Raw genomic sequence first — 26,822 nt, forward strand, 5'->3', positions numbered from 1 at the left:
TGTGGAGTAGGGTGCAAAGCGTACGAAACCCCGGCGCATTGCGGGCACGCTAAAGCGACATTTCCGAATCGCCCTACAACCGCTGGTGAAGATGTCGATGCAAGTCGGGATTTTTTGGTCGATTGCCAACTTTAGGCCGTATAAACTTGCGCAAAGCGTCGGCCAATAGAAGTCTCGGCGCCACAGTTGCCACAGATAAGAGAGTGAGAAATGGGCGCACAGTGGAAGGTTAAACACAAAGAAGCGGCAGCTAATGCCAAGGGCAAGATCTTCGGCAAACTGGTGAAGGAAATCACCATTGCTGCGCGCAACGGCGCTGATATTGCTACCAACGCGCACTTGCGCCTGGTGGTTGAACAGGCCAAGAAAGCTTCGATGCCCAAGGAAACACTGGATCGCGCCATCAAGAAGGGTGCGGGCCTGTTGGGCGAGACCGTGCAATACCATCGCGTGACCTATGAAGGGTTCGCTCCGCATCAGGTACCGTTGATCGTTGAGTGCGTGACCGACAACATCAACCGCACCGTCGCCGAGATCCGCGTGGCGTTCCGCAAGGGCCAGCTGGGGGCTTCCGGTTCGGTGGCCTGGGACTTCAACCATGTCGGCATGATCGAAGCGTCGCCGGACACCCCGGACGCCGATCCGGAAATGGCCGCCATCGAAGCCGGTGCACAGGATTTCGAACCGGGTGAAGAAGGTGCGACCCTGTTCCTGACCGAGCCGACCGACCTCGATGCGGTACAGAAAGCCCTGCCGGAACAAGGCTTCACCGTGCTGTCGGCCAAACTGGGCTACCAGCCGAAAAACCCGGTCAGCGGCCTGAGCGATGAGCAGATGGCGGAAGTCGAAGCGTTCCTCGAAGGCCTCGATAACCATGACGACGTGCAGGATATGTTCGTCGGGTTGGCGGGTTAAATCTTTGTGTCAATGACGGCTCTGTTGTCTGGCAGGCCGTCATCGCGAGCAGGCTCGCTCCCACAGTTGACCGAGTTGTCTGGTCGGGCGCGATCTAATGTGGGAGCGAGCCTGCTCGCGATTGACCGCGCAGCGGTCACAGGCTTTCCAATTGCCGCACGACTTCGCTGAACCCAGGCCGCGCCAGTACCTGCGGCTGACAGCAACGCCGCTCCAGATCCTCCAGCGCCCCACGCTGTTCAGCGCTGAACCCCGAATCAACCCGCTCCAGCAACTCCCCCAGCAATACCCCGAATGCCCGCACCTCGATCCGTTGCAAGGCTCGGCTTTCAAGGCTGTCGGAAATCTCGTGGAACGACGCCGCGCCAAAATCCCCCAGCAAGCAATCACCCTGCTCATTCCACAGAATATTGTGCCCGTAGAGGTCGCCGTGGGTGATGCCATGGCCGTGCAGGTGCTCGGCCACCGAGGCAATGCCCGAGGCAATGCGCAGCGCCACCGCCGCACTGAAGCGCAGGTCGTCGGGGTAAATGTCGCGGCTGCACGACGCCAGGCTCGGCAGGCTGGCGAGGTTGAGAAAACTCGGTGGGATCAACTGCATGACCAGCCCGGCGGTGTGTTGCGGGTGATCGACAATCCGCCCTTCGACGCGAATCAGGTTCGGGTGCAACCCGGCGGTAATGCAGGCGTTCATCTCGTGCAGCGGCGAGCCATCGCTGGTCATTTCGCCCTTGTAGAGCTTTACCGCAACGGCCATGGGCGGTTGGTCGGCCGATTGCCAGACGGCCTGATGAATCACCCCGGACGCCCCTTCGCCGAGTTTTTTCTCCAGGTGCAATGTCGACCAGTCAATGCGCGGTGTGGCGTCGAGGGCGGCCGCATCGGCTTCGGTTTCCAGTGGGTTACCGGCATAGGCCAGCCAGGTCAGGCTCGGCAGCGTCAGTAGCCATTGCGGCAAGTCGGTGAACTGGTTGGCGGCGATGCGGATCAGCTCCAGCCGATGACAATTGCGCATCGACTCCGGCAACGCCTGCAGGCGGTTACCGGCCAGCATGAGCTTTTGCAGGTAGGGCCGCTCTCCCAACTCGCTCGGCAGCGTCTCGATGCAGTTGTCGGTCAGGATCAGCCAGCGCAGCAGCGGTGGCAGTGCCGCTGCGGGCACGTGGGCGATGCGGTTGGCCTTGAAGCCGATCATTGTCAGTGCGGCGCATTGGCCAACACAGGCCGGCAACTCGGTGAAGCGGTTATCGGAGCAGAACAGCACGCGTAAACGGGTCAGGCGATGCAAGTCCTCCGGCAGTGCGCTCAAGGCATTGCCGCTGAGGTTGAGCACTTCCAGCGAATCCGCCAGATCGAAGATCTCCCGGGGAAACTCGGTCAGGCCTTCGGCCAGATCCAGCCGCGTGATGCCCGACAACTCGCCGGCGCGCAATTGAGCAAGGGTATGCATGAACAGATTCGCCATTTACTAAGGGGAGGGCGCGGGGCCCTGGAAATGGGCGACATGATAGCGGGAAAGATGTGGCGACTGTCAGGTCGCCTTCGCGAGCAGGCTCTCCCACATTTGATCGGTGTAGATCACAAATTCTGTATCCGACACAAATCCAGTGTGGGAGCGAGCCTGCTCGCGATAGCGGTCTGTCAGGCACCATCTCGGTGATTGTCAGGCCGTCATCGTCGGAACGCCGCCCGGAGCAAGCTTGCACCCACAGGGGGTGTGATCAGAACTGAGTGGTCTGTTTGAGCATCCGCGCCGCCGGTGTATCCGCCGGGCTGACCATCGCATAGTTGTAGCCACTTCCCGACCAGTACTCGGCCTGTAACTCGCCATCGCTGCGACTGCCCCTGGGCAGCAGGAAGTTTTTCGGCCCTGGCGGGCGCACATAGAAACTGATTTTCTGCCCGCCCTGGTTCTCGTAGACCACCATCGCCGCAGGGCCTTGCTCGGTACTCAGCAAACGCCCGCTGGCCGGCTTGAAGCCGGCACCCGAGAGGTCGGGCAGGCGATTGGCCCGGGTGAAGTAGCGGTCGAGCCAACCCTGCATGTCACCGTCGTCGCCGACTTTGTAATCTGCCGGCAGGAGACCTTGCTGGGCAATCAGGCGATACGCCTGCAGGGCATCGGTCATCGGCAGTTGGGGGCTCGCCAGTGTCATCTCCCGCGCTTGCCAACCGCTGAATCCGCCGACGCTGACGGCGATGAGCAGCGCCGCGGCACTGGCCAGGTGTCGACGGGATTGGCGTTTGAGGCGCTGGCGTATCACGACTGGATCAAGGTCCGGGTTCGAGGGGTGTTGCAAGGCCCCCCCCAAGGCTGCGCGCAGTGCCTGGGCATCCCGCTGCCAGGCGCGCACTTGCGCGGCCGCCTGCGGGTCAGTGGCCAGAAAAGTCTCCACCAGGCGTCGGTCGGCGTCGCTGAGTTGGTGGTCGACGTAGGCGTGCAGGTCTCGCTCGCTGGGGGGCATGCTGATCATTTGAGTCTCCGCAGGGAAGGGCGGTTGATTTCGCCCTCGCTGAGTTGGCGTAGGGCCTGGCGAGCCCGGGACAGGCGGGACATCACGGTGCCGGTGGGTACGTCGAGAATCTCGGCGACCTCTTTGTAACTCAAGCCTTCCACCGACACCCAGAGCAGCAGCGCGCGTTGCTCGGTGGGCAGTCGGTCGAAGGCGTTGAGGGTCGATTGTGCAATCACGGTGCGCTCCACCGAAGGCTGTGCATCATTACGCCCGGTGAAGAATTCGAGCATGCGCGCATAGCGCCGGGAGCGGCGGTGCGCATCGAGAAACTGCCGATAGAGAATCGAGAACAGCCAGGCGCGCAAGTCGCCCTCGGCGCGTTTGCTGGCCCAACTCGAGAGTGCCCGCTCCAGGCTCGCCTGCACCAGATCGTCAGCGCTGCTGGTATTGCGCGTCAACGACACGGCAAACCGCCGCATTCCGGGAATGATTTCTCTGAGTTGTTCGTCGATATCGTTCATGAAGTTCTGGCTAGTCACTACGCTTGACTGTGGACCAGGAAGACGCCCGGCATTCGAGGTTATTCCACGTCAGAAAAAATAAAAACCGCGCGTGGGAATAAACCTGCGAGCGGTTCGTCTGCTTGATTCTTCTCACTTGTGGCCGATGGCCCTGGAGTCTTTCATGGTAGATCGATCATCACCGCCAACCCGGCCACCCTTGAGTGCGGCGAGCCTGACGTTGCGCCTGGCTGGCATTGCCGTGGTCGTTGCCGCCGTGGCAGGGGCGTTTGCCTACGTCAACGGCACCCTCGACCCACAGCGGCTGACCCCGAAGAAACTGATCAACGTGCTGGAAACCAACAACGGTGTGCATCCGGGTTTCCGTCGCAACCACTCCAAAGGTGTGTGCGTGATCGGGCATTTCGAGAGCAGCGGCGAGGCTCGCAGTTACTCCACCGCCCAGGTGTTCAACGAAACGCAGACCCCGGTGGTGGGGCGTTTCGCCTTGGGGTCCGGCAACCCTTACGCGCCGGACAGTGCCGCGCCGATCCGCAGCATGGCCTTGCGCTTCACTCAGGCCAACGGCCAGCAGTGGCGCACCGGGATGAACAGCATGCCGGTGTTCCCGGTGGGCACGCCCGAGGCGTTCTATCAATTGCAGCAGGCGCAGTCGCCGCTACCCGCTACCGGCAAACCGGACCCCGCCGCAGTGCCGGCGTTTTTCGGTGCACATCCGGAAGCCGCCCCGTTTCTGGCCTGGATCAAGACCGCCAAGCCTTCAGCCAGTTACGTCACGGAGACCTATAACAGCGTCAACGCTTTCTATCTGGTGAGCGCCACCGGACAACGCCAGGCCGTGCGCTGGAGCATGGTGCCGGTGACTCAGGATGCGCCGGGTGCTGCGGTGCCGCAGGGGAGCGACTTTCTGGAGAAAGACCTGGTTCAGCGCATTGCCGCAGGGCCGTTGCGTTGGCAGTTGAACATCATCCTGGCCAATCCTGGCGATCCAGTGAACGACGCCAGCAAAGCCTGGCCCGAAGGGCGCAAGGTGCTGAACGCGGGCACGCTGGTGCTGGAAAAAACCCAGCCGCAGCTCAATGGCGAATGCCGTGACATCAACTACGACCCATTGGTATTGCCCGCCGGCATCGAAGGTTCCGACGACCCGTTGCTCGCCACTCGCTCAGCCGGTTACGCCAATTCCTACCTGCGTCGCACCAGCGAAGTCAGCCAGTTGCCCGCCGCCAAACAGGAAGCCCAGCAATGAGCACTCAACCCAACCACTTCGCACCCTTGGCGCGTTTGCTGCACTGGCTGATGGCGCTGATGATCATCGCCATGCTGTTTATCGGTGCCGGCATGGTCGCCTCGGTCTCCGAGCGGCATGAATGGCTGATTCATCTGCACAAACCCTTGGGCGTTGCGATCTTGCTGTTGGTGATCGTGCGTCTGGTCGTGCGTTTCTCTACCACGCAACCACCGCTGCCGGCGGATCTGCCAGGTTGGCAAGCGCTGGCGGCCAAGGCCTCGCATGTGTTGCTGTACGCCTTGATGCTGGTCTTGCCGCTGCTGGGCTGGGCGATGATTTCGGCGTCGGGTGAGCCCGTGATGCTCAGTAGTTCGTTGCAGTTGCCATCGATTGTGCCGGCCAATGCGCAAGTGTTTGCGTTCCTGCGCAAGGCTCACGGGTATCTGGCGTACCTGCTGTTTCTGACGGTGTTGCTACATTTGGCAGCCGCGTTGTTTCACGGCTGGGTGCGTCGCGATGATGTGCTGGACAGCATGCTGCGGGGCAAGGATCGCGGCTAGCAGCCATGGAGAAAAAGATCGCCGCCTGCGGCAGGCGGTGATCTTTTGATCTTGAAGGGTGATCAGCGCAGGGTATCGACCATATCCGCAATGGTGGTGAGTACATCCTTGCCCAACTGCTTCGAGCGCTTGCCCGACCAGCCCGTCAACGGGTTCGGATGATCGTCGTGATCCTTGAACGGCATTTCCAGGGTCAATGACAGGCAATCGTACTTCTGACCCACGCTGTTGCAGGCCAGCGTCATGTTGGCCTGACCCGGTTCATCGCGCACATAGCCATACCTGGTCTGGAAATCTTTGGTGGTGCGTTTCAGATGACTGCGGAAGTGCTCCTCGAGCTTTTCGATCCGCGGCGTGTAACCGGGGTTGCCTTCGCAACCGGCGGTGAAGACGTGAGGGATTTCCTCGTCACCATGGACGTCGAGGAAAAGGTCGACGCCGTACTTTTCCATCTGCTGCTGTACGAAAAAGACTTCCGGGCTGATCTCCTGGCTGGCGTTCTGCCAGGCGCGGTTCAGGTCCTGGCCCATGGCGTTGGTGCGCAGGTGACCGTGGAAGGCGCCGTCCGGGTTCATGTTCGGCACCAGGTACAGGTCGGCGCCGGCCAGCAGTTTGTTCAAAACCGGGTCGTCGTGTCTTTCCAGGCGCTCGATCACGCCTTCCATGAACCACTCGGCCATGTGTTCACCCGGATGTTGCTGGGCAATGATCCACACTTTGCGCTGGCCTTCGGCGCCGGTGCCTTTGCGCAATAGCTGGATGTCGCGACCTTCGACACTCTTGCCGGTGGCCAGCAGTTCGGTGCCGGCCTTGGTCAGCGCCTGCTCGATCAGCCAGTCGTGGCGACCACGGCTGTAGGGTTCGAAGTAGGCGAACCAGGCGTGGGTCTGCTCGGCTTCGAGGCTGAAGCGCAGGCAGTCGCCCTCGAAAATGGTGGGTACGCGGAACCAGTTGACGTGATCGTAGGACGCTACCGCCTGATAGCCGGTCCAGGCCTTGTTATAGGAGGATTGACTGGCATTGTTCAAGCGAAACCAGTGGTCCTGGCCGACATGCAGGCCGCTGGCCTTGAAGTGGAACCATTGGAAATGGTTGCTTTTGGTATCGGGACGGATCGCCAGCAGGGGCTTGAGCGGGTCGCTGAGGTCGATCACCTGGATGTTGCCGCTGTCGAAGTTGGCACTGATGTCGAGGGAGGATTTAGCCACGATTGGGTTCCTGATCAAGATTTTTATGGCGGCTACTTTACACGCAAGCGCAGGGCCTTAGGAGCGCAGAAAAACCGCCTCGCCCCCAAGGCGCCTGTTCACTTTGCGACTCAAGGTTTGCCGCGAAGTCTTCCAACCAAGCGTAGCGATCATCCGTGTTACCACCAGCACCGTTTTAAGGCTGCCCTGTAACAGGATGGGGCATTTCAACTCGTTCCTGCTCGACGTCCCCGTAAGTATCCCGTCGTCGTGATGGCTGTTATCTCAATCCAATCAACTACCTGCAAGCGATGTGCTGAGTCTGGCACGCAATGTGCTGTTTTGGCTTTGTGGATAATTGGATACAAAAATACAAAAGGTGCACTGATGAAATTCGCCCCTGCCTATACCGAGCGCCAGCCTGTCACTGCCGAGGAGGAGGCTTACAACTTTCTCCTGGAGGCCATTTGCAAAGGACGTTACCGCACCGGCGAGCGGCTGATTGCCGAGGACATCGCCGGTGAAATCGGCATGAGCCGCATGCCGGTGCGCGAAGCGTTTCGCCGTCTGGATGCCGACGGCCTGGTGACGTTGCGGCCCAATCGCGGCGCCATCGTTCGGGGCCTGAACATCGATGAAATGCGTGAAGTGTTCGAGATGCGCAGTGCCCTTGAGAGGCTCGCCATCCGGGTGGCGGTCGGCAAAATGACCGAGCGCCATTTCAGCCATCTGGAGCGTCTGCTCGACGAGATGGACGACTACCGCGAGGATGGTGCCGAGTGGGTCAGCCGTCATCGGGCCTTCCATGAATATCTGTGCAGCCTGAGTGAACGCCCGCGCCTGATGCGGCAAATTTCGGCGCTGTATTCGGTGATTGAGCCGCACATGCGCCTGTGGCTGCAACACGCCGACAAGCCCCGCAGTGCCCGGGACGAACACGCCTCGATCGTGGCTGCGTTGCGTTCCGGCGATCCGGATAAAGCGGCGGCGGTGGTGTGCGAGCACATCGAAGGAACGATTCCGCGCCTGATTCAGTTTCTTGAGGCTCATCAGTAACAGGAGCCGTCCTGCCTAGCGATTTGCGGTTGTTGTGATTTTGCGTAACCCCGTTACCTCACCTGACTGGAGTATTGCCATGCACAAGCCTTGCGCGTTAGCTGCTGTCCTTTCCTTGAGCCTTTGCTCGCAATGGGCGCTGGCGGCTCCTGAACTTCCCGAGCGATTAAGCAAGAGCGAGAAGATCGTCTATTGCTCCGGCATGGATTCGCCGCCGCTGGTGTCGTTTGACCTGAAGCAAAAACCGGTCGGGCTCCAGGTGGATATGGGCGAGGCGATTGCCCAGCGCCTGGGTGGCAAAAAAGTTGAATGGCGGATCTCTCCGTTCGCCGGGCTGATCCCGGCGCTGCTGGCGCAACAGTGCGACATGATCGTCGATCAACTGTTCGACAAACCCGAGCGCCGTGAAGTGATCGATATCGTCAACTTCATGTATTCCAGCCAGTCCATCGTGGTGCCCAAAGGCAATCCGAAATCGGTGAGCACGCTGGAAGATTTATCGGGGCTCAAGGTCGCGGTCAGTAACGGTTCGACCATCCGCGTGCTGCTGGGCAAAGAGAACGAAAAACTCGAAGCGGCCGGCAAGGCACCGATGAAACTGGTGGTCTACAACGTCGACGCCGATGCGTTCCAGGCCTTGCGCATCAACCAGGTGGACGCTTTCGGCACCACGGTCGAGTCTGCCGGCCATTACCAGCAACTGGCCCCTGACCTGTTTCAATCAGCGGTGCCTGCTTTCAACCGCATCCTGACCGGTTTCGGTGTGCGCAAAAGTGATCCGCAATTGACGGTCGCGTTGACCGAAGTCTTGCAAGGCATGCGCGCCGACGGCAGTTACGAAGCGCTCCTCAGTAAATGGCATGTCGGCAGCGACAAACTGGACTGAGGACGAACCTGATGAACTTCAATTGGGATGTGTTCTGGCAGTACCTGTTACAGCCCAGTGATGTCTACCTGACGGGGCTGTGGCTGACGTGCCTGATCAGTGTGTCAGCGATGTTGCTCGGCTGTGTGCTGGGGTTGATCGCGGCGTTGATGAAGCTGTCGAGTAACCCGCTGTTGCAATACCCGGTGCGCTTTTATGTGTGGCTGATGCGCGGCACGCCGCTGTTGGTGCAGATCGTGTTTCTGTACACGGCGTTGGCGGCGGGCGGGATTTTCCGCTTTGAAGACCTGGACCTTGGCTGGCTCATCGTGCCCGGCAATATCCAAGCGGCGATCATTGCTCTGGGCCTCAACGAAGGCGCGTACATGGCCGAGATCATTCGGGCCGGCATCGGCGCGGTGGACAAGGGCCAATACGAAGCCGGACGCTCGTTGGGCATGACGTTCTCCAGGCTGATGCGCCGTATCGTCCTGCCGCAGGCCTTCCGGGTCATCGTTCCGCCGCTGGGCAACGAGTTCAACGTGATGTTGAAAAACACCACGCTGGTCAGCGTGATCGGCGTGCAGGAGTTGTTGCTCAGCACGCAAATGGTGACCTCGGCGACCTTCCGGGTGTTCGAGTTGTATCTGGTGGTTGCCATTTACTTCCTGGCCTTGACCACGCTCTGGGGCTTTTTCCAGCGCTGGCTCGAGGCGCGTTTCGGCCAATCCGATCGTCCGACTCCGGCCGCCAGCCGAATGTTCGGTCGCAACACCATGAAACTGTTGAGAGGGCGTTGAGATGGCGCACATGAGTGAAGAGCTGGTCATCGAAGCGCTGGATATTCACAAGTCGTTTGGTGACCTGGAAATTCTCAAGGGCATTTCGCTGCAAGTGAAACGGGGTGAAGTCGTGGTGCTGATCGGCGCCTCCGGTTCGGGCAAAACCACGTTTATTCGCTGCATCAATTTGCTTGAGGACATTCAGTCCGGGCAAATCCGTGTCAGTGGCCGGCCCATGGGTTATCGCTCCCGTGCCGATGGCAGCCTGGTCCGGGACTCGGAGCGCAACATTGCGCGTCAGCGCCGGGACATCGGCATGGTGTTTCAGCGCTTCAATCTGTTCCCGCACATGACCGCCCTGGAAAACATCATCGAGGCGCCCATCCACGTGCTCGGCGTGGCGCGCGCGGCAGCGGTGGAGCAGGCGCGGGCGCTGCTCAAACGGGTCGGGCTGGCCGAGAAGGCGGATCACTACCCTTCGATGCTGTCCGGTGGGCAGCAGCAGCGGGTGGCCATCGCCCGGGCGCTGGCCATGAAACCCCAGGCGATGTTGTTCGACGAGCCCACCAGCGCCCTTGACCCGGAGACGGTGGGTGAAGTGCTGCAAGTCATGAAGGAACTGGCCGAGGAGGGCATGACCATGGTCGTGGTCACCCATGAAATGGGCTTTGCCCGCGAAGTGGCCGATCGGGTGGTGGTCCTCGATCAAGGCGAACTGATCGAGCAGGGCCGCCCGAACAGATCTTCAGTCAGCCCAAGCACGCCCGTACCCGCTCCTTTCTCAGTCGTGTGTTGTAGGAGCGAGCCTGCTCGCGATGGACTCAAGAGCACCGTGTTTTTCCAGGAAACCCGCGTCATCGTTAACGTCCATCGCGAGCAGGCTCGCTCCTACAGGTTTTTATGAACATTACTTTTGTGTGAGTCCTGCCATGTTCAAGTTTTCTGCCCATGAGTATCCCTACACCTCACAACGTCAAAGCGTTTTCGCCAAGCGCGGCATGGTCGCGGCCTCTCAGCCACTGGCCGCCGAAGCCGGGATTGAAGTGATGCGTCGCGGCGGCAATGCCATCGATGCGGCCATCGCCACGGCAGCAGCATTGACGGTGGTCGAGCCCACCGGTTGTGGTATCGGTGGTGACGCTTTTGCCTTGGTCTGGACCCAGGACAAACTGCATGGCCTGGCTGCCAACGGCGCCGCCCCGCAAGCCCTGAGCATTGAGGCCGTGAAAGCGGCCGGTCATGAAAAAATGCCGCTGCATGGCTGGACGCCTGTCACTGTTCCTGGCTGCCCGTCGGCCTGGGCGCAATTGTCCCGGCGATTCGGTCGTCTGCCCTTTGCGGACTTGCTGCAGCCGGCGATCAGTCTGGCGCGGGACGGATTTCCCGTTTCGCCAGTGGTCGCCTTGCAGTGGCAAACCGCGCTGGAGGATTTCACTCCCGACCGTAGCGACGTGCTTGAGAGCTGGTTCGAGACCTTCCTGATCGAAGGCCGTGCCCCCCGCGCCGGCGAGTTGTTCCGTAACCCGGCCCAGGCACGGACCTTGAGCGAATTGGCCGCCACCGAGTGTGAAAGTATTTATCGTGGCGCGCTGGCGCAGAGGCTGGATGCGCATTCGCGGGCCACGGGCGGCTATCTGCGCGCCAGTGATTTGCAGGACTACCGCGCTCAGTGGGTCGAGCCGATCAAGGTTAACTATCGTGGTGTCGACGTCTGGGAGATTCCTCCCAGCGGTCAGGGACTCGTGGCGTTGATGGCGTTGAAGATTCTCGAGGGCTTTGACTTCGATCATCGCGACAGCCAGCGGACCTGGCATCGTCAACTTGAGGCCATGAAACTCGCCTACAGCGATGGTTTGCACTACATCACCGATCCGGAGCACATGCGGGTGGCGGTGCACGATCTGCTCAGCGACCACTATTGCGCTCATCGCCGGGCACAGATCGGTGAGCAGGCCGTGGCGCCCCAGCCGGGTGATCCCCATGCCAGTGGCACGGTCTATCTGGCCACCGCCGATGCGGAGGGCAACATGGTTTCGTTCATCCAGAGCAACTATCACGGCTTTGGCTCTGGCGTGGTATTGCCCGACAGCGGTATCGCCCTGCAAAACCGTGGTGAAGAGTTCAGCCTTGATCCCGGCCATTCCAATTGCCTGGCGCCTGGCAAAAAGACCTTCCACACCATCATTCCAGGGTTCCTTACAAAAGACGGTGAAGCGATGGGCCCCTTCGGTGTCATGGGCGGCTACATGCAACCGCAAGGACATGTGCAGATGGTCATGAATCTGGTGGATTTCGGACTCAACCCTCAAGCCGCGCTGGACGCACCGCGTTGGCAATGGTTGGGGGACATGAAGGTGGGCATTGAGCAGGACGCTTCGCGGGATATGGTTGCGGCACTGGCGCGTCGCGGGCACGAGGTTCGGGTGGCGTGCGATCTCACCAGTTACGGGCGTGGGCAAATTATCTTGCGCGATCCTGAAACCGGCGTGTTGTGCGGCGGGACAGAGCCACGAACGGACTCACATATTGCGGTGTATTGAAGAACACGAGAGAGGGCGAGGAGTGGGGGCGTCCTCCTTGACGCCGCCGCAGCTTAGAGACTGTGCGACTGATTCTCAAGTGCTATCTGTCGCTGGTTTGAACCAATGATGCCGGGCTTCTCTTGCCTGCTGGAATTCTTTTGACATCATCCGCGCCATCGAATTTGCGACACCCAAAGACTTCATTAGCCTGAAGCCAATGCCAGAAAAACCGGCAAATAAAGGACCCGGCCAAAAGCCGGGTCTTTTATTTGGTAATGCATTTATATTTTTTGATTTCATTTCTTAAAGCCTTTCTATTCCCCCGTTTGTCCCTCCGTCGAAAAACCACTCAAGATCGCCTCCTTCAAGCCGATGGAGTAGAGGTGCCAACTGGCTTCAAGCTGTTCATTAATAGAGGGCAAAGTGCTAGCATCGCCGCCGCGCAATGCAGCCCGGGCATCAACATAACCGTTGTCTTTCCCAATGCTTTTTTCATCTTTCGGACTTTATGCGATTTTTCCTAGATCCCCAGCGAGATATCGATGCAGCGCTGCTACGTTATCGTCGGCTGTTCGGCGTGTTGGCACTGTTCAGCGGGGTGATCAACCTGCTGATGCTGGTCCCGTCCATCTACATGATGCAGGTTTTCGACCGCGTCCTGACCAGTCGCAATGAAACCACGCTGTTGATGCTGAGCCTGATCTTGCTCGGGTTCTTTGCCCTTGGCTGTTTGCTGGAGTGGGTGCGCGGCCAGGTGATGATCAAGATGAGCGCCGGCCTGGACACTCAGTTGGGCGAGCGGGTATTCGATGCGGCGTTCGAGCGTAGCCTGAAGGAGCACAGCTCCAACCCGGCGCAGGTGCTGAGCGATTTGAACAGCATCCGGCAGTTCGTCACCGGTCCGGCATTGATTGCCATCTTCGATGCGCCGTGGCTGCCGATCTATGTCATCGCGACGTTCCTGTTCCATCCCTGGCTTGGGGTGTTCACTGTCATCGGCTCGCTGATCCTTGCCGGGCTGGGAGTCTGGAACGAGCTGACCACCCGCAAAAGCATGAGCGAAGCCAACCGTTTGTCCGTGGCGTCTTCCAGCTACGTGAACAGTACCTTGCAGAACGCCGAGGTGATTCAGGCGATGGGCATGCTCGCGCCCTTGCGCCAACGCTGGTTCAACGTGCAGCAGCGGGTCATTACCGAGCAGGGCGAGGCCAGTGACCGCAGTTCGCGGATCGCCGCGCTGTCACGCTTTGTGCGCATGACCTGGCAATCGCTGGCCCTTGGCCTGGGAGCCATCCTGGTGATCGAGAATCAGATTTCCGCCGGGGTGATGATTGCCGTGTCGGTATTGCTGGGACGGGCCATGGCGCCGGCCGAAGCGCTGATCGGTTCGTGGAAGCAGATGGGTAACGCCAAAAGCAGTTACGAACGTTTGAACCGCCTGCTCGGCGAGTTCCCCAAGGTCGCGCCAGGCATGCCCCTGCCAGCGCCGACCGGGGCCCTTAGCATCGACCGCCTGGTAATCATCCCGCCGGGCATGCACAAGCCCGCCGTCAATGGCGTGACCATCAGCCTGGCCAAGGGCGAAGTACTGGCGATCATCGGTCCGAGCGCGTCGGGCAAGTCTTCCCTGGCGCGTGCCATGGTCGGCATCTGGACCGCCAGGCAGGGCTCGGTACGCCTGGACAGCGCCGAGGTCGGCCAGTGGTCGCGTGCAGCCCTCGGCCCGCACCTCGGTTACCTGCCCCAGGACATCGAGTTGTTCGATGGAAGCATCGCCGAAAACATCGCGCGCTTCGGCGAGGTGGATGCAGACAAGGTCATCGCAGCGGCGCAACTGGCCGGTATCAACGAGATGATCCTGCACTTCCCCAAAGGCTATGACACCTTGCTCGGGACTGGCGGGCTGGGGCTGTCCGGCGGCCAGAAGCAGCGCATCGGCCTGGCCCGCGCGTTGTATGGCCAGCCGGCGCTGGTGGTGCTCGACGAACCCAACTCCAACCTCGACGATGCCGGTGAAGCGGCGCTGGTGCAGGCCGTGCGCAAGCTCAAGGCCGAAGGCTGCACCGTGGTGCTGGTCACCCACAGGCCGAGCATTCTCGGCGCGGTCGACAAGCTGTTGTTCCTCAAGGACGGCGTACAAACCCTGTTCGGCCCGCGTGACCAGGTGCTCAAGACCCTGGTGCCAGCGGCCCCGGCAAAAGCTGTCGAACCCCGCAATCAAGAAGCCTGAGGCGTCAATGCAAGCCAGTTCGAGCGACATTTCGACCCCCGAGAACAAGCCCGATGCGGATGCCGCGGGCATTGCCAGGATCGGTGTGTGGTTTTTGCTCCTGGGCCTCGGCGGGTTTCTGCTCTGGGCCTGCCTGGCGCCGCTTGACCGCGGCGTGGTCGGTAGCGGCACAGTGGTGGTTTCCGGCGAGCGCAAGACCGTGCAGTCGCGCACCGGCGGCACGATCGACAACATCCTGGTCCGTGAAGGCGACCGGGTGCAGCAGGGGCAGGTGGTGATGCAGCTCAACACCGTCCAGGCCAAGTCGCAACTGGATGTCGCCCTGGGCCAGTGGCTCGGCGCCCGCGCCGTCGAGGATCGGCTGATGGCCGAACGCCTGAACCGCGACGCTGTGCAATGGTCCGCGGCATTGCTGGCCCGCGCCGGCGACCCGCGCGCCGTCGCGGCGATGGAGCTGCAAGGCTATCTGTTCGCCACCCGCCGTGCCGAACTGGCCAGCCGCATGCAAATCAGCCGGCACGAAATAGCCTCGCTCAAAGAACAGCTCCAGGGTTTCGAAGAGATCAAGCGCAACCACGCCGTACAGCTGCAATTCCAGCAGCAGGCGCTCAAGGGGCTGCGGGAACTGGCCAGTGAAGGTTATCTGCCACGTAACCGGCTGTTCGAAGCGGAAAGCAGTGCGGCGCAGCTGGGTGCCCAATTGGCTTCGAGCGTTTCCGATATCGGCCGCACGCGCCAGGCGATCAATGAAAGCGAGCTCAAGGCGCTGCAACAGGGGCAGGTCTTTCGCAGCGACGCCGAGTCGCAATTGACCCAGGTCGTGGCGCAGACATCGAGCCTGATCGACCAGATCAAGTCACTGGAGTTCGAAGTCAACAGCGCCGCCATCGTCGCGCCCGTCGCCGGCCAGGTGATGGGCATGACCGTGCACACCGTCGGCGGCGTCGCACCAGCGGGCCAGCGCCTGATGGACATTGTCCCGCAAGGCTCCAGCTGGGTGGTCAAGGCGCAATTCCCGCCGATGATGGCCGACCGGCTCAAGCCGCAGCTGCCGGTCGATCTGCGTTTCGGTTCGTTGCAACGGGTCCACACCCCGGTGATCGTCGGCCAGGTGCTCACGGTGTCGGCCGACCAGTTGATCGACGAACACAGCGGTTCGCCCTACTTTTCGGTGGAGGTCTCGGTCAGCCCCGAGGCGATCATCCATCTGCGCGAGCTGGGCCTGGATGTCAAGCCAGGCATGCAGGCCGAAGTACTGGTCAAGACCGGCGAACGCACCCTTGCCAACTACTTGATGCAGCCGGTGACCGAGCGTATGGCCGGCGCGTTCAAGGAAGAATGACCGTGTCCGTACGTATCGCCTTGCTACTCTCCGTGTTCTGCTCGTGCCGGCTGCTGGCGGCTGAAGCGCCGTTGTCACTGGTCGCCCTCTACGACGCTTCGCGACTCAACGATGCGACCTACCAGGTTGCCAACCATGACTACGAGGCATCGCGCCAGGAAGAGGCTATCGGCCGCAGCGGCTTGCTGCCGCAGGTCGCCATCAACTCACGCTACGGCCATGGTGGCCTGTTCGAAAGCCAGTCCTCCGCCAGCAGCCAGGAGGATCAGTACGCTTCCGACAGCATTGCCCTGTCGGTTATCCAGCCGCTGTTCGACAAAGGCCGCTGGGCCTCCTACGAACAGGCCAAGGCGCGTGGGCAACTGGGTGGAGTCCAGCACGAAGGCGCCGATCAGGAGCTGTTCGATCGCGTGGTGCAGGCCTATTTCGATCTCGCCCAGGTGGAAAACGAACTCAAGCTGACAACCCAGCAGAAAGCCTCGGTCGAAGAACTGGCCAAGCAATCGCGGCGACTGTTCGAAGCCGGTGAAGGCAGCATCACCGACCTTGAAGAGGCGCAGGCCCGGCTCGATTCGATCCGCGCCCTGGAAATTCAGTTGCAGGCCCAGCATCGCGCGGCCCTGCGCAAGCTGGCGGGCCGCGCCGGGATTGCCGTCAGTGAGATCCCGCAGATGCAGGAGCAGGCACCGGCCGCCGCCTTGCTTGCCCCCGAGCAGGACCTCGACTACTGGCTGATCAAGGCCGACCAGGCCGCGTCTGCACTGGGTATCAGCCGTGCTTCGATCAAAGTGGCCGAAGCCAACCTCAAGCAGCAGAAGGCCGGGCATTACCCGACGGTGGCGCTGAGCGGGCGGCTGGCCCGGGTCGGCCAGAGCGACCTCAACGAAACGTCCCAGCGCCAGTCGACCTACTACGTGGGTGTCGTCATCGATATCCCGCTGTACCAGGGCGGCGGGGTCAGCGCTTCTTCCGAAAAGGCCCGTGCTGCCCTGGAGAGTGCCCGGTCCGGCTATGAGGTCCAGCTCCAGCAAATGAACGAGGACCTCGAGCTCAACTACCTGGGGGTGGTGGCGGGCTTCGAGAAGATCAAGGCCCTGGTGACCGCCGTGCGCTCCAGCCAGACCGCCCTGAAATCCGCGGAAAAAGGCTATGAGGCCGGCGTGCGATCAACGGTCGACATCCTCGATGCCCAACAGCGCCTGTTCTCTTCCAAGCGTGACCTGCTCGATACCAAGCTGGCGATGCTGCAAAGCTATGTCAACCTGCACACCCACACCGGCCAGATGACCCGCAACGAGCTGGAAAAGGTCCAGGGGTTGTTCTGACAACCTGATCCTCTGCAGGAGCGAGCTTGCTCGCGATGGAGGCCAACGATGACGCGGCAAGCCTGATACCAGCCTGACACCCCGCAGCGCTCTCGGGTTTTTCGCGAGCAAGCTCGCTCCTACAGAAGCAGTCCATCGTCGGAACGCCGCCCGGACCAGGAACCAGCAATACGGCTACACCCGGCCGGGCGCCACACTGCTGATCGCGTCCTCGAAATCCCTGACGAAGCGTGGTGTGTCGAACAGCGCCGAGTGCTCTCGTCCCCGGTGCAGACGCTCACGCAAGCCGGGCAACAGATCGGCCTGGGTCGCCAGTTCGACGGCACGCTCTTCGTACTCGGCCAGGGTGGTGGTGATCAGCTCCGGCAGGTCCAGCGCAGTCAGCAGGCTGCCGGCCATGCGCGAGGCAAAAGTGCGTCCTGAGCGGGTCAGCACCGGCAGGCCCATCCACAGGGCATCGTTGGCCGTGGTCCCGGCGTTGAACGGATACGCGTCGAGGAACAGATCCGCGGCACTGTAGCGGGCCAGGTATTGCGCCGGTGCGACCCGCGGGGCGAACAGCAGGCGTGCCGGGTTCACGCCATGTGACTGGGCTCTGGCGCAGAGGTTTTCCTGGGCCCAGGGGTTGTCGGCCAGCAGCCACAGCACACTGTCGGGAGCGCGCTGCAGGATACGCATCCAGCAATCGAACACTTCTTCGTTGAACTTGTAGTTGTTGTTGAACGAGCAAAACACGAAACGGTCTTGCGGCAAGCCGCACTCGGCGCGGGTCGGCAACGCCGCAACGGGTCGCTGGCGGTCGCTGCACTGGTAGATCTGCGCCAGGTACAGCGGTGTTTCGCTGTAGTACGCCTTCTCGCTGTCGGGGATCAGATAGCGATCGGCGATCACATAATCGATGCCCGGCAGCCCGGTCGACCCGGGAAAGCCCAGGTAGGTCATCTGCACCGTAGCCGGGCGGAAGGCCGGAATGTCCGGACGGGCCCCGGACGTCAGCCCGTGCAGGTCGATGAGGATGTCGATCTCATGGTTGCGGATGCATTGCGCGGCAGCGGCATCATCCATGGCGTCGATGCGCACGAAGTGATCCATGGCCTGCCTGACCCGTTCGCGCAGGGCCGAGCCGTCTTCGCGGGTCCAGCAAAAACCGTACACCTCGAAGCGCTGCCGATCGATCAGCTCGAACAGCTCCACTGTCAGCAACGACACCGCATGCAGGCAGAAGTCCGAAGACAGGAAGCCGATGCGCAACTTCCGGTGGCCATAGCCCTGGGCCGGAGCCAGGGCGGGGACCCGGACATTGACCCGCTCCTTGACGAAGTGCACCGCGGCGGCCAGTTGCAGGCCGGGGTCATCGCTGCCGGCGAGCAGTGCCAGGGGCGAGGAGGCCTTGAACAGGTCGCCACGGGTCAAGCCTGCCGGCGGCTCATAGACCGGCCAGACGCATTGTTTCTGGCGCAGGTGCACCCAGTGCTGAATCACCTTGGGTTGATGGGGGTCGGCTTCCAGGCTGGTGCGCAGGATGGCTTCGGATTTTTGCAACTGCCGGGTTTCCTCGAGCAGGCGACCCAGGTTGTTGCAGGTCATCAGGTACAGCTCGCGGCTTTGCGTGGCGTCGACCAGCCTGTCATCGAGCATCGACTGCCAGATGGCCAGGGCCTCCTGCGGTTTGTGCTGACGCTCCAGCAGCGTCCCCAGGTTGAACCACGCCTGGGCGAACTCCGGGTTCTGGGCAATGGCGGCGCGATAGGCTGCCTCTGCGGCCTCTATCTGCCCCAGTTGCGACAGCGTGGTCCCGAGGTTGAACTGGATAATGTAATTGACCGACGAATGGCAGTGCTGCAGCCAGCGCTGGTAGAGCGCAGCGACATCGGTGATGCGCTGTGCGCCATTGAGCCGGTCTGCGGTTTCGAGCAACTTCATCGGTTCCAGAGCGACGCCCTCGGCCAGCTGCAGGGCTGCGGCCAGCACGATATCGAGGTTCGGGCTCTCAAGATTCTGTCTAGGCATTTGCGCGACGGTCTCTTCCAATAAAAAAATACCGAGCTCTTTCGAGCCCGGTATCGGATCAGTCAAGGTTTACCACTGAAACTCAGTGAATCCAAGTCTGCACGTCGGTTGCGACCAACAACTGGACGTCGCCGTCGTTGAACACGTTGTAGCTGGCGCCATCGACCGTGGTGCTCCCGGCCGCCTGCCACTCGCCACTGTCGCCAGTGATGTTGACCGTGTCGTTGTGGTCACCGTCGATGATCATCTGCACCGGTGCCGCGGCACCGCTGGCCACATCCACCTGGCCGGCCTGGCCGAGCTTGGCAACTGCCTCGGCATTGACGGTCAGTACGCTGGCCTTGCCGCCGTCCGCCGCCAGATCGATGGCACCCAGGGAGTGGGCATCGAGTGTCGACGAATCCAGCTTGGTCAGGTCCAGGGACTGATTGCCATTGGCGTCGGTGCGGAACCAGACGTCGGCGATCGTATGGCTCTGGCCATCGCTGGTTTCGTAGCTGCTGTCGAGGCCGATCAGGTTGCCGTGGTTGAGTTCGGCGGTCTTGGCCACATCCAGGTTGAACTGGGTGATGCCCAGCTCCTTGAGGGTGTGCATCTCACCCTTGTCACTGACGCCATCGTTGTTGGCATCGACCCAGACTTGCAGCGCCGCGAACAACTGGTCAGCGCCGTTGACCGCACCGTCATGGTTGCTGTCCAGGCTGACGAGTGCCTCGAAACCGTCTTTGGCCAACGAACCGTCGGGCAGGCGGAACGAGGAACCGAACAGCTCGGAGCCATCGTTGACCTGGCCATCGCCATTGAGGTCGAGCGCCAGCAGGCCGTCACCGCCAGCGGTCCAGCCAGTTGCCTCCTTGTGGCCATCGGCATTGAGGTCGAACTTGACGCCGCTGCTCAGGTGCGTGGTCTGCACGCCATCACCGTTGAGGTCCAGGACCAGCGGCGTGGACAGGGCCAGCGCGTCGATCTGGGTGGCGGTCATCGCCTGCAGTTGCGCGGTGGTGAACGAATCAACCTGGGTCATCGACAGGTGCGACAGTTGCGCCGTGGTCAGGACTGCGGCTTGCGCCGTGGTCAGGGCCGCGACTTGCGCCGTGGTCAACGCCGCCATGTCGGCGGTTTCGATCGCTACGATCTGCGCGGTGGTCAGGGCCGCTACATCGGCGGTTTCCAGGGCGCTGATCTGGGTCGGCTTGAGGGCCGCGATCTGCGCGGTGGTCAGGGCCGCGACCTGGGCAGTGGTCAACGCTACCAGTTGGGCAGAAGTCAGCGCGCCGATATCGGCGGTTTCCATGGCCGCCACTTGCGTGGTGGTCAGGGCTGCGATCTGGGTCACCTTCAGCGCCGCCACCTGGGCGGTGGTCAGGGCAACCACCTGGGCGGTGGTCAGGGCAGCAGTCTGCGCGGTGGTCAGGCTTGCAGTGTTGGTCACTGTCAGCGCGGCGATGTCCGCGGTTTCAAGGGCCGCCACTTGCGTGGTGGTCAATGCCGCCGCTTGGGCGGTGGTCAAGGCCGCCACCTGAGCAGTGGTCAGGGCCACGACCTGGGCGGTGGTCAGCGCCGCGACATCGGCGGTTTCCAGGGCACTGATCTGGGTCGGTTTCAGTGCCGCCACTTGTGCCGTGGTCAGTGCCGCGGCCTGGGCGGTGGTCAAGGCTACCAGTTGAGCGGCAGTCAGGACGCCGACATCGGCAGTTTCCATGGCCGCCACTTGCGTGGTGGTCAGGGCAGCCACCTGGGCAGCGGTCAGTGCCGTCACTTGGGCGGTGCTCAGGGCCACGACCTGGGCGGTGGTCAAGGCGGCCACGTCGGCGGTTTCCAGGGCGCTGATCTGGGTCGGCTTCAGGGCAGCCACCTGGGCGGTGGTCAGCGCCGCCACTTGGGCAGTGGTCAGGGCCACGACGCTGGCGGTGGTCAGCGCGCCGACATCGGCAGTTTCCATGGCCGCCACTTGCGTGATGGTCAGTGCAGCCACTTGGGCCGGTTTCAGCGCGGCCACCTGGGCAGTGGTCAATGCCACCACTTGGGCGGTGGTCAGGGCCGCGGTCTGCGCGGTGGTCAGGGCCGCAACGCTGGTCGCTGGCAAGGCAGCGATGTCAGCGGTTTCGATGGCCGCCACTTGCGTGGTGGTCAGCGCAGCCACTTGTGCGGTGGTCAGTGCCGCCACCTGGGCGGTGGTCAGGGCCACCACCTGAGCGGTAGTCAGTGCCGCCACATCAGCGGTTTCCAGGGCGCTGATCTGGGTCGGTTTCAGTGCCGCCACTTGTGCCGTGGTCAGTGCCGCGACCTGGGCAGTGGTCAACGCTACCAGTTGGGCAGAAGTCAGCGCGCCGACATCGGCAGTTTCCATGGCCGCCACTTGCGTGGTGGTCAGTGCAGCCACCTGGGCCGGTTTCAGCGCGGCCACCTGGGCAGTGGTCAATGCCACGACCTGGGCGGTGGTCAGGGCAGCGGTCTGCGCGGTGGTCAGCGCGGCGACGCTGGCCACTGGCAAGGCAGCGATGTCAGCGGTTTCGATGGCCGCCACTTGGGTGGTGGTCAAAGCAGCCACTTGCGCGGTGGTCAGTGCAGCCACCTGGGCGGTGGTGAGGGCCACGACCTGGGCGGTGGTCAGCGCCGCGACATCGACAGTTTGCAGGGCGCTGATCTGGGTCGGTTTCAGCGCCGCCACCTGGGCGGTGGTCAGTGCCGCCACTTGGGCAGTGGTCAAGGCGACGACACCCGCGGTGGTCAACGCACCGATATCAGCGGTTTCGATGGCCGCCACTTGTGTGGTGGTCATGGCACTTACTTGCGCGGTGGTCAGGGCTGCCACCTGAGCGGTGGTCAACGCCACCACCTGAGCGGTAGTCAGTGCCGCCACGTCAGCGGTTTCCAGAGCAGCGATCTGAGCCGGGGTCAGCGCTGCGACCTGGGCGGTGGTCAGCGCCGCCACCTGAGCGGTGGTCAGAGCCACGACGCTGGCGGTGGTCAGCGCGGCGACATCGGCGACCTGCATGGCCGCCACTTGCGTGGTGGTCAGTGCAGCCACCTGGGCCGGTTTCAGCGCGGCCACCTGGGCGGTGGTCAGGGCAACCACCTGGGCGGTGGTCAGGGCAGCGGCCTGCGCGGTGGTCAGGGCCGCGACGCTGGCCACTGGCAAGGCAGCGATGTCAGCGGTTTCGATGGCCGCCACTTGGGTGGTGGTCAAAGCAGCCACTTGCGCGGTGGTCAGGGCTGCCGCCTGGGCGGTGGTCAGTGCCACGACCTGGGCCGTGGTCAAGACGGCCACGTCGGCGGTTTCCAGGGCGCTGATCTGTGTCGACTTCAGGGCCACGATCTGCGCCGTGGTCAGTGCCGCAACCTGTGCGGTGGTCAACGCTACCAGTTGGGCCGATGTCAGGGCGCCGACATCGGCAGTTTCCATGGCTGCCACTTGCGTGGTGGTCAGTGCAGCCACCTGGGCCGGTTTCAGCGCGGCCACCTGGGCGGTGGTGAGGGCCACGACTTGGGCGGTGGTCAGGGCTGCGGTCTGCGCGGTGGTCAGCGCCGCGACGCTGGCCACTGGCAAGGCAGCGATGTCAGCGGTTTCGATGGCCGCCACTTGCGTGGTGGTCAAAGCAGCCACTTGCGCGGTGGTCAGGGCTGCCGCCTGGGCGGTGGTCAGGGCCACCACTTGAGCGGTAGTCAGTGCCGCCACGTCAGCGGTTTCCAGGGCGCTGATCTGGGTCGGTTTTAGAGCAGCCACCTGAGCGGTGGTCAGTGCCGCGACCTGTGCAGTGGTCAACGCTACCAGTTGGGCCGATGTCAGCGCGCCGACATCGGCAGTTTCCATGGCCGCCACTTGCGTGGTGGTCAGTGCAGCCACCTGGGCCGGTTTCAGCGCGGCCACCTGGGCGGTGGTGAGGGCCACGACCTGGGCGGTGGTCAGTGCAGCGGTCTGCGCGGTGGTCAGGGCCGCAACGCTGGTCGCTGGCAAGGCAGCGATGTCAGCGGTTTCGATGGCCGCCACTTGGGTGGTGGTCAAAGCAGCCACTTGCGCGGTGGTCAGTGCAGCGACCTGGGCGGTGGTGAGGGCCACGACCTGGGCAGTGGTCAGCGCCGCGACATCGACAGTCTGCAGGGCGCTGATCTGGGTCGGTTTCAGCGCCGCCACCTGGGCGGTGGTCAGTGCCGCGACTTGGGCAGTGGTCAAGGCGACGACACCCGCGGTGGTCAACGCACCGATATCAGCGGTTTCGATGGCCGCCACTTGTGTGGTGGTCAAAGCAGCCACTTGCGCGGTGGTCAGGGCTGCCACTTGAGCGGTGGTCAGGGCCACCACCTGAGCGGTAGTCAGTGCCGCCACGTCAGCGGTTTCCAGAGCAGCGATCTGAGCCGGGGTCAGCGCTGCGACCTGGGCGGTGGTCAGCGCCGCCACCTGAGCGGTGGTCAGAGCCACGACGCTGGCGGTGGTCAGCGCGGCGACATCGGCGACCTGCATGGCCGCCACTTGCGTGGTGGTCAGTGCAGCCACTTGGGCCGGTTTCAGCGCGGCCACCTGAGCGGTGGTCAGGGCAACCACCTGGGCGGTGGTCAGGGCAGCGGCCTGCGCGGTGGTCAGGGCCGCGACGCTGGCCACTGGCAAGGCAGCGATGTCAGCGGTTTCGATGGCCGCCACTTGGGTGGTGGTCAAAGCAGCCACTTGCGCGGTGGTCAGTGCCGCCACTTGGGCGGTGGTCAAGGCCACCACCTGAGCCGTGGTCAGCGCCGCGACATCGACAGTCTGCAGGGCGCTGATCTGTGTCGACTTCAGGGCCGCGATCTGCGTCGTGGTCAATGCCGCGACCTGGGCGGTGGTCAAGGCTGCCAGTTGAGCGGCAGTCAGGGCGCCGACATCGGCAGTTTCCATGGCTGCCACCTGCGTGGTGGTCAGCGCGGCCACTTGAGCGGTGGTCAGTGCAGCCACTTGGGCGGTGGTCAGGGCCACGACCTGGGCGGTGGTCAGCGCCGCGACATCTACAGTCTGCAGGGCGCTGATCTGGGTCAGTTTCAGAGCCGCCACCTGGGCGGTGGTCAGTGCCGCCACTTGGGCAGTGGTCAAGGCGACGACACCTGCGGTGGTCAATGCACCGATATCGGCAGTTTCCATGGCCGCCACTTGTGTGGTGGTCAAAGCAGCCACTTGGGCGGTGGTCAGGGCTGCCACCTGAGCGGTGGTCAACGCCACCACCTGAGCGGTAGTCAGTGCCGCCACGTCAGCGGTTTCCATAGCCGCGATCTGAACCGGGGTCAGTGCCGCAACCTGGGCGGTGGTCAGTGCTGCCACCTGAGCGGTGGTCAGAGCCACGACGCTGGCGGTGGTCAGCGCGGCGACATCGGCGGCCTGCATGGCCGCCACTTGCGTGGTGGTCAGTGCAGCCACTTGGGCCGGTTTCAGCGCGGCGACCTGGGCAGTGGTGAGAGCCACGACCTGGGCGGTGGTCAGGGCAGCGGCCTGGGCGGTGGTCAGGGCCGCAACGCTGGTCGCTGGCAAGGCGGCGATGTCAGCGGTTTCGATGGCCGCCACTTGTGTGGTGGTCAAAGCAGCCACTTGCGCGGTGGTCAGTGCCGCCACCTGGGCGGTGGTCAGGGCCACCACCTGAGCGGTGGTCAAGGCGGCCACGTCGGCGGTTTCCATGGCACTGATCTGGGTCGGTTTCAGTGCCGCCACTTGTGCCGTGGTCAGTGCCGCGACCTGGGCGGTGGTCAGGGCGACGACGCCAGCGGTGGTCAGTGCGGCGACATCGGCGGCCTGCATGGCCGCCACTTGCGTGGTGGTCAGTGCAGCCACCTGGGCCGGTTTCAGCGCGGCCACCTGGGCGGTGGTGAGGGCCACGACTTGGGCGGTGGTCAGGGCTGCGGTCTGCGCGGTGGTCAGCGCCGCGACGCTGGCCACTGGCAAGGCAGCGATGTCAGCGGTTTCGATGGCCGCCACCTGGGTGGTGGTCAAGGCAGCGAGTTGGGTGGTTTTCAGCGCCGCGACCTGGGCGGTGGTCAGGGCCACCACCTGAGCCGTGGTCAAGGCGGCCACGTCGGCGGTTTCCAGAGCACCGACCTGGGCCGGGGTCAGCGCTGCGACCTGGGCAGTGGTCAGTGCCGCCACCTGAGCGGTGGTCAGGGCCACGACGCTGGCGGTGGTCAGCGCGGCGACATCGACGGTCTGCAGGGCCGCCACTTGCGTGGTGGTCAGCGCTGCGACTTGCGTGGTTTTCAGGGCCGCCACCTGGGCAGTGGTCAGGGCAACCACCTGGGCGGTGGTCAGTGCGGCGGTCTGGGCGGTGGTCAGGCTGGCGAGCGAGGCAACGGGCAGCGCAGCGATATCCGTCGTTTCGAAGGCAGCGACTTGCGTAGTCGTCAGCGCGGCGATCTGCGTGGTTTTCAGTGCGGTGACCTGAGCGGTGGTCAGGGCTACGACCTGCGCAGTCGTCAGTGCCGGTACCTGCACGGTCGAAAGCACGGCAATGTTCGGCGTGGTGATGACCGCGATCTGCGCAGTGGTCATCACGGCGATCTGAGCGGTGCTCAAGGCGGCAATATCCTGGGTCGCAAGCCCGGCAATGGTGGTTGTACTCAGGGCAGCGACTTGCGCTGGGGTCAACGAAGAAATAAAGCTCATGGACGCATCCTGTATAGGGGTCATTTACGGCGCTGCCAGCGTTGTCGCCGTAGCCTTGGGCGAAAATTTGGTAGCCCTCGTGTCATTAGCGACACGGTCGCTGAAAACATTAAGAATCTTTTTGATGGCTTTTTGCCTTTTTTAAACTTTTAGTTATAAAAAGGTATTGTTTTATAGGCTCGTATAGTAATGGGTAGATATCATATAGCCACTATCTTGGGTTTCCGCCATTCTTTGCGAGCTGACCAGTCGGTACGCCGTTGTGCTGCCATGACCTTGACCCTCACCCAGCACTTCCCCTAGTGTGCGCGGGCGTCCGTTGGAGGCATTGGCCAGCGGAACATGCCCCCATTTCCCCTTTTGCCATCCGGCAAGGGCCTTGATCGAGTAACTGATTGTGAAAACCTTCCTCCATGTAGGTTGCGGTCCAAAGAGCAAGAACAGCACGACCAAGGGCTTCGCCTCGGAGCAGTGGCAGGAACTGCGCTTCGATATCGATGAGAGTGTCAACCCGGACATCGTCGGCACCATGACCGACATGTCCCAGGTCAAGGACGCTTCGGTGGATGCGCTGTTCTCCAGCCACAACATCGAGCATCTCTATCCCCATGAAGTGCCGGTTGCCCTGGCGGAGTTCAAGCGCGTCCTCAAGCCTGGCGGCTTCGTGATCATCACTTGCCCGGACCTGCAATCGGTGTGTGCCCTGGTGGCCGAAGACAAGTTGACCGACGAGGCCTACCTTTCACCGGCCGGCCCGATCGCGCCCATCGACATCCTCTACGGCCATCGCCCGGCCATGGCCAACGGCAACGTGTTCATGGCGCACCGTTGCGGTTTCACCAAGAAGGTCCTGACCGGTTCCCTGCAAGCGGCCGGCTTCGACATGGTGCTGCCGATCCAGCGCGCCCATCCGGCCTATGACCTGTGGGCGGTGGCGGCTCTTGCGCCGATCTCCGAGCAGGAAGTGGTGGCGATCGCCAACCAGCATTTCCCTGCCTGAGCCATGCTGAACCGCGGGCCCGGCATGCAGGGCCCGACTTCGCCCAGGCAGATTTTGCGGGTCCGGACGCGTCGGGATGGTTTGTCCCACCACTGTATTTCCCAGCGGAATCATTGAGTGGCTCAATGGTCATCACCAGGGTGAGCGCAGCGCAAAGAGACTAAGTGGAAAGCGCCGTCCAATTTATTCCTTACGGAAAAATAC

The 26,822-nt window shown here is 62.6% G+C and carries 18 protein-coding genes and 1 pseudogene; 12 read left to right on the top strand and 7 right to left on the bottom strand.

Annotated elements, in window-relative coordinates:
• Positions 1-210 precede the first annotated feature (210 nt).
• Complete coding sequence (locus tag AC3ITA_RS09690; protein WP_008051121.1) at positions 211-915, top strand: YebC/PmpR family DNA-binding transcriptional regulator; 705 nt, start codon at positions 211-213, stop codon at positions 913-915.
• Positions 916-1,051: 136 nt separating this feature from the next.
• Here AC3ITA_RS09690 and AC3ITA_RS09695 read toward each other — a convergent pair whose 3' ends face one another.
• The 3 genes from AC3ITA_RS09695 to AC3ITA_RS09705 all read right to left on the bottom strand — a co-directional run bounded on the left by AC3ITA_RS09695 (position 1,052) and on the right by AC3ITA_RS09705 (position 3,892).
• Positions 1,052-2,365 carry a leucine-rich repeat-containing protein kinase family protein gene (locus AC3ITA_RS09695; RefSeq protein WP_095943344.1) on the bottom strand — a complete coding sequence of 438 codons (1,314 nt, stop codon included), beginning with the start codon at positions 2,363-2,365 and terminating at the stop codon, positions 1,052-1,054.
• Positions 2,366-2,636: 271 nt separating this feature from the next.
• Positions 2,637-3,389: an anti-sigma factor family protein gene (locus tag AC3ITA_RS09700; RefSeq protein WP_414927973.1), complete on the bottom strand. Its 753-nt coding sequence runs from the start codon at positions 3,387-3,389 to the stop codon at positions 2,637-2,639.
• Complete coding sequence (locus AC3ITA_RS09705) at positions 3,386-3,892, bottom strand: sigma-70 family RNA polymerase sigma factor (RefSeq protein ID WP_095943346.1); 507 nt, start codon at positions 3,890-3,892, stop codon at positions 3,386-3,388. Before AC3ITA_RS09705 ends, AC3ITA_RS09700 begins: the two co-directional genes overlap by 4 nt.
• Positions 3,893-4,055: 163 nt before the next feature.
• Between AC3ITA_RS09705 and AC3ITA_RS09710 the strand changes: the two genes are divergently transcribed.
• Together AC3ITA_RS09710 and AC3ITA_RS09715 are read left to right on the top strand one after the other, a co-directional pair.
• Positions 4,056-5,141, top strand: coding sequence for a catalase family peroxidase (locus AC3ITA_RS09710; RefSeq protein ID WP_150671787.1), 1,086 nt, complete (start codon positions 4,056-4,058; stop codon positions 5,139-5,141).
• Entirely contained in the window at positions 5,138-5,683 is a 546-nt protein-coding gene (locus AC3ITA_RS09715) for a cytochrome b (protein WP_095943348.1), read from the top strand. The genes AC3ITA_RS09710 and AC3ITA_RS09715 overlap by 4 nt, the downstream gene beginning before the upstream one ends.
• Positions 5,684-5,745: 62 nt before the next feature.
• On the opposite strand, the gene AC3ITA_RS09720 is transcribed toward AC3ITA_RS09715, so the two are convergent.
• A complete protein-coding gene (locus AC3ITA_RS09720; RefSeq protein WP_172435327.1) occupies positions 5,746-6,891 on the bottom strand; it encodes a M14 family metallopeptidase in 1,146 nt (381 codons plus the stop codon).
• Positions 6,892-7,257: 366 nt separating this feature from the next.
• Between AC3ITA_RS09720 and AC3ITA_RS09725 the strand changes: the two genes are divergently transcribed.
• The 5 genes and pseudogenes from AC3ITA_RS09725 to AC3ITA_RS09745 all read left to right on the top strand — a co-directional run bounded on the left by AC3ITA_RS09725 (position 7,258) and on the right by AC3ITA_RS09745 (position 12,113).
• The gene (locus tag AC3ITA_RS09725; protein ID WP_489280111.1) at positions 7,258-7,926 is read left to right on the top strand and encodes a GntR family transcriptional regulator; all 669 of its coding nucleotides are present in this window, start codon (positions 7,258-7,260) and stop codon (positions 7,924-7,926) included.
• Between the two features lie 79 nt (positions 7,927-8,005).
• Positions 8,006-8,812 (top strand): ABC transporter substrate-binding protein, encoded by an 807-nt coding sequence (locus tag AC3ITA_RS09730; protein ID WP_150671785.1) that lies wholly within the window; start codon positions 8,006-8,008, stop codon positions 8,810-8,812.
• Between the two features lie 11 nt (positions 8,813-8,823).
• Entirely contained in the window at positions 8,824-9,591 is a 768-nt protein-coding gene (locus AC3ITA_RS09735) for an amino acid ABC transporter permease (protein WP_414927977.1), read from the top strand.
• 1 nt (position 9,592) lies between these two features.
• Positions 9,593-10,371: pseudogene (locus tag AC3ITA_RS09740) on the top strand (amino acid ABC transporter ATP-binding protein).
• 131 nt (positions 10,372-10,502) lie between these two features.
• Entirely contained in the window at positions 10,503-12,113 is a 1,611-nt protein-coding gene (locus AC3ITA_RS09745) for a gamma-glutamyltransferase family protein (protein WP_150671782.1), read from the top strand.
• A gap of 75 nt (positions 12,114-12,188) precedes the next feature.
• On the opposite strand, the gene AC3ITA_RS09750 is transcribed toward AC3ITA_RS09745, so the two are convergent.
• Entirely contained in the window at positions 12,189-12,395 is a 207-nt protein-coding gene (locus AC3ITA_RS09750) for a hypothetical protein (protein ID WP_489280114.1), read from the bottom strand.
• Positions 12,396-12,603: 208 nt separating this feature from the next.
• Here AC3ITA_RS09750 and AC3ITA_RS09755 point away from each other — a divergent pair, with 208 nt between their 5' ends.
• From AC3ITA_RS09755 to AC3ITA_RS09765, 3 genes are read left to right on the top strand one after another with little or no spacing between them, the layout of a single operon-like run.
• Positions 12,604-14,325, top strand: coding sequence for a type I secretion system permease/ATPase (locus AC3ITA_RS09755; protein ID WP_150671781.1), 1,722 nt, complete (start codon positions 12,604-12,606; stop codon positions 14,323-14,325).
• Positions 14,326-14,332: 7 nt separating this feature from the next.
• Complete coding sequence (locus AC3ITA_RS09760) at positions 14,333-15,667, top strand: HlyD family type I secretion periplasmic adaptor subunit (RefSeq protein ID WP_150671780.1); 1,335 nt, start codon at positions 14,333-14,335, stop codon at positions 15,665-15,667.
• A complete protein-coding gene (locus AC3ITA_RS09765; RefSeq protein ID WP_150671779.1) occupies positions 15,664-16,992 on the top strand; it encodes a TolC family outer membrane protein in 1,329 nt (442 codons plus the stop codon). Before AC3ITA_RS09760 ends, AC3ITA_RS09765 begins: the two co-directional genes overlap by 4 nt.
• 174 nt (positions 16,993-17,166) lie before the next feature.
• Here the strand turns inward: AC3ITA_RS09765 and AC3ITA_RS09770 are convergent, their stop codons facing one another.
• Both AC3ITA_RS09770 and AC3ITA_RS09775 read right to left on the bottom strand, forming a co-directional pair.
• Entirely contained in the window at positions 17,167-19,002 is a 1,836-nt protein-coding gene (locus AC3ITA_RS09770) for an O-linked N-acetylglucosamine transferase, SPINDLY family protein (protein WP_489280117.1), read from the bottom strand.
• Between the two features lie 82 nt (positions 19,003-19,084).
• Positions 19,085-25,618: a hypothetical protein gene (locus AC3ITA_RS09775; RefSeq protein ID WP_489280118.1), complete on the bottom strand. Its 6,534-nt coding sequence runs from the start codon at positions 25,616-25,618 to the stop codon at positions 19,085-19,087.
• Between the two features lie 397 nt (positions 25,619-26,015).
• Here AC3ITA_RS09775 and AC3ITA_RS09780 point away from each other — a divergent pair, with 397 nt between their 5' ends.
• Positions 26,016-26,618 carry a class I SAM-dependent methyltransferase gene (locus AC3ITA_RS09780; protein ID WP_007978448.1) on the top strand — a complete coding sequence of 201 codons (603 nt, stop codon included), beginning with the start codon at positions 26,016-26,018 and terminating at the stop codon, positions 26,616-26,618.
• Positions 26,619-26,822: the final 204 nt, after the last annotated feature.

This window comes from Pseudomonas sp. GL_090 (assembly GCF_057837765.1).

Coding starts and splice junctions, on each gene's coding strand:
- AC3ITA_RS09690 (WP_008051121.1), top strand. CDS start 211: ATGGGCGCACAGTGGAAGGTTAAACACAAAGAAGCGGCAGCTAATGCC.
- AC3ITA_RS09695 (WP_095943344.1), bottom strand. CDS start 2,365: ATGCATACCCTTGCTCAATTGCGCGCCGGCGAGTTGTCGGGCATCACG.
- AC3ITA_RS09700 (WP_414927973.1), bottom strand. CDS start 3,389: ATGATCAGCATGCCCCCCAGCGAGCGAGACCTGCACGCCTACGTCGAC.
- AC3ITA_RS09705 (WP_095943346.1), bottom strand. CDS start 3,892: ATGAACGATATCGACGAACAACTCAGAGAAATCATTCCCGGAATGCGG.
- AC3ITA_RS09710 (WP_150671787.1), top strand. CDS start 4,056: ATGGTAGATCGATCATCACCGCCAACCCGGCCACCCTTGAGTGCGGCG.
- AC3ITA_RS09715 (WP_095943348.1), top strand. CDS start 5,138: ATGAGCACTCAACCCAACCACTTCGCACCCTTGGCGCGTTTGCTGCAC.
- AC3ITA_RS09725 (WP_489280111.1), top strand. CDS start 7,258: ATGAAATTCGCCCCTGCCTATACCGAGCGCCAGCCTGTCACTGCCGAG.
- AC3ITA_RS09730 (WP_150671785.1), top strand. CDS start 8,006: ATGCACAAGCCTTGCGCGTTAGCTGCTGTCCTTTCCTTGAGCCTTTGC.
- AC3ITA_RS09735 (WP_414927977.1), top strand. CDS start 8,824: ATGAACTTCAATTGGGATGTGTTCTGGCAGTACCTGTTACAGCCCAGT.
- AC3ITA_RS09745 (WP_150671782.1), top strand. CDS start 10,503: ATGTTCAAGTTTTCTGCCCATGAGTATCCCTACACCTCACAACGTCAA.
- AC3ITA_RS09750 (WP_489280114.1), bottom strand. CDS start 12,395: ATGAAATCAAAAAATATAAATGCATTACCAAATAAAAGACCCGGCTTT.
- AC3ITA_RS09755 (WP_150671781.1), top strand. CDS start 12,604: ATGCGATTTTTCCTAGATCCCCAGCGAGATATCGATGCAGCGCTGCTA.
- AC3ITA_RS09760 (WP_150671780.1), top strand. CDS start 14,333: ATGCAAGCCAGTTCGAGCGACATTTCGACCCCCGAGAACAAGCCCGAT.
- AC3ITA_RS09765 (WP_150671779.1), top strand. CDS start 15,664: ATGACCGTGTCCGTACGTATCGCCTTGCTACTCTCCGTGTTCTGCTCG.
- AC3ITA_RS09770 (WP_489280117.1), bottom strand. CDS start 19,002: ATGCCTAGACAGAATCTTGAGAGCCCGAACCTCGATATCGTGCTGGCC.
- AC3ITA_RS09775 (WP_489280118.1), bottom strand. CDS start 25,618: ATGAGCTTTATTTCTTCGTTGACCCCAGCGCAAGTCGCTGCCCTGAGT.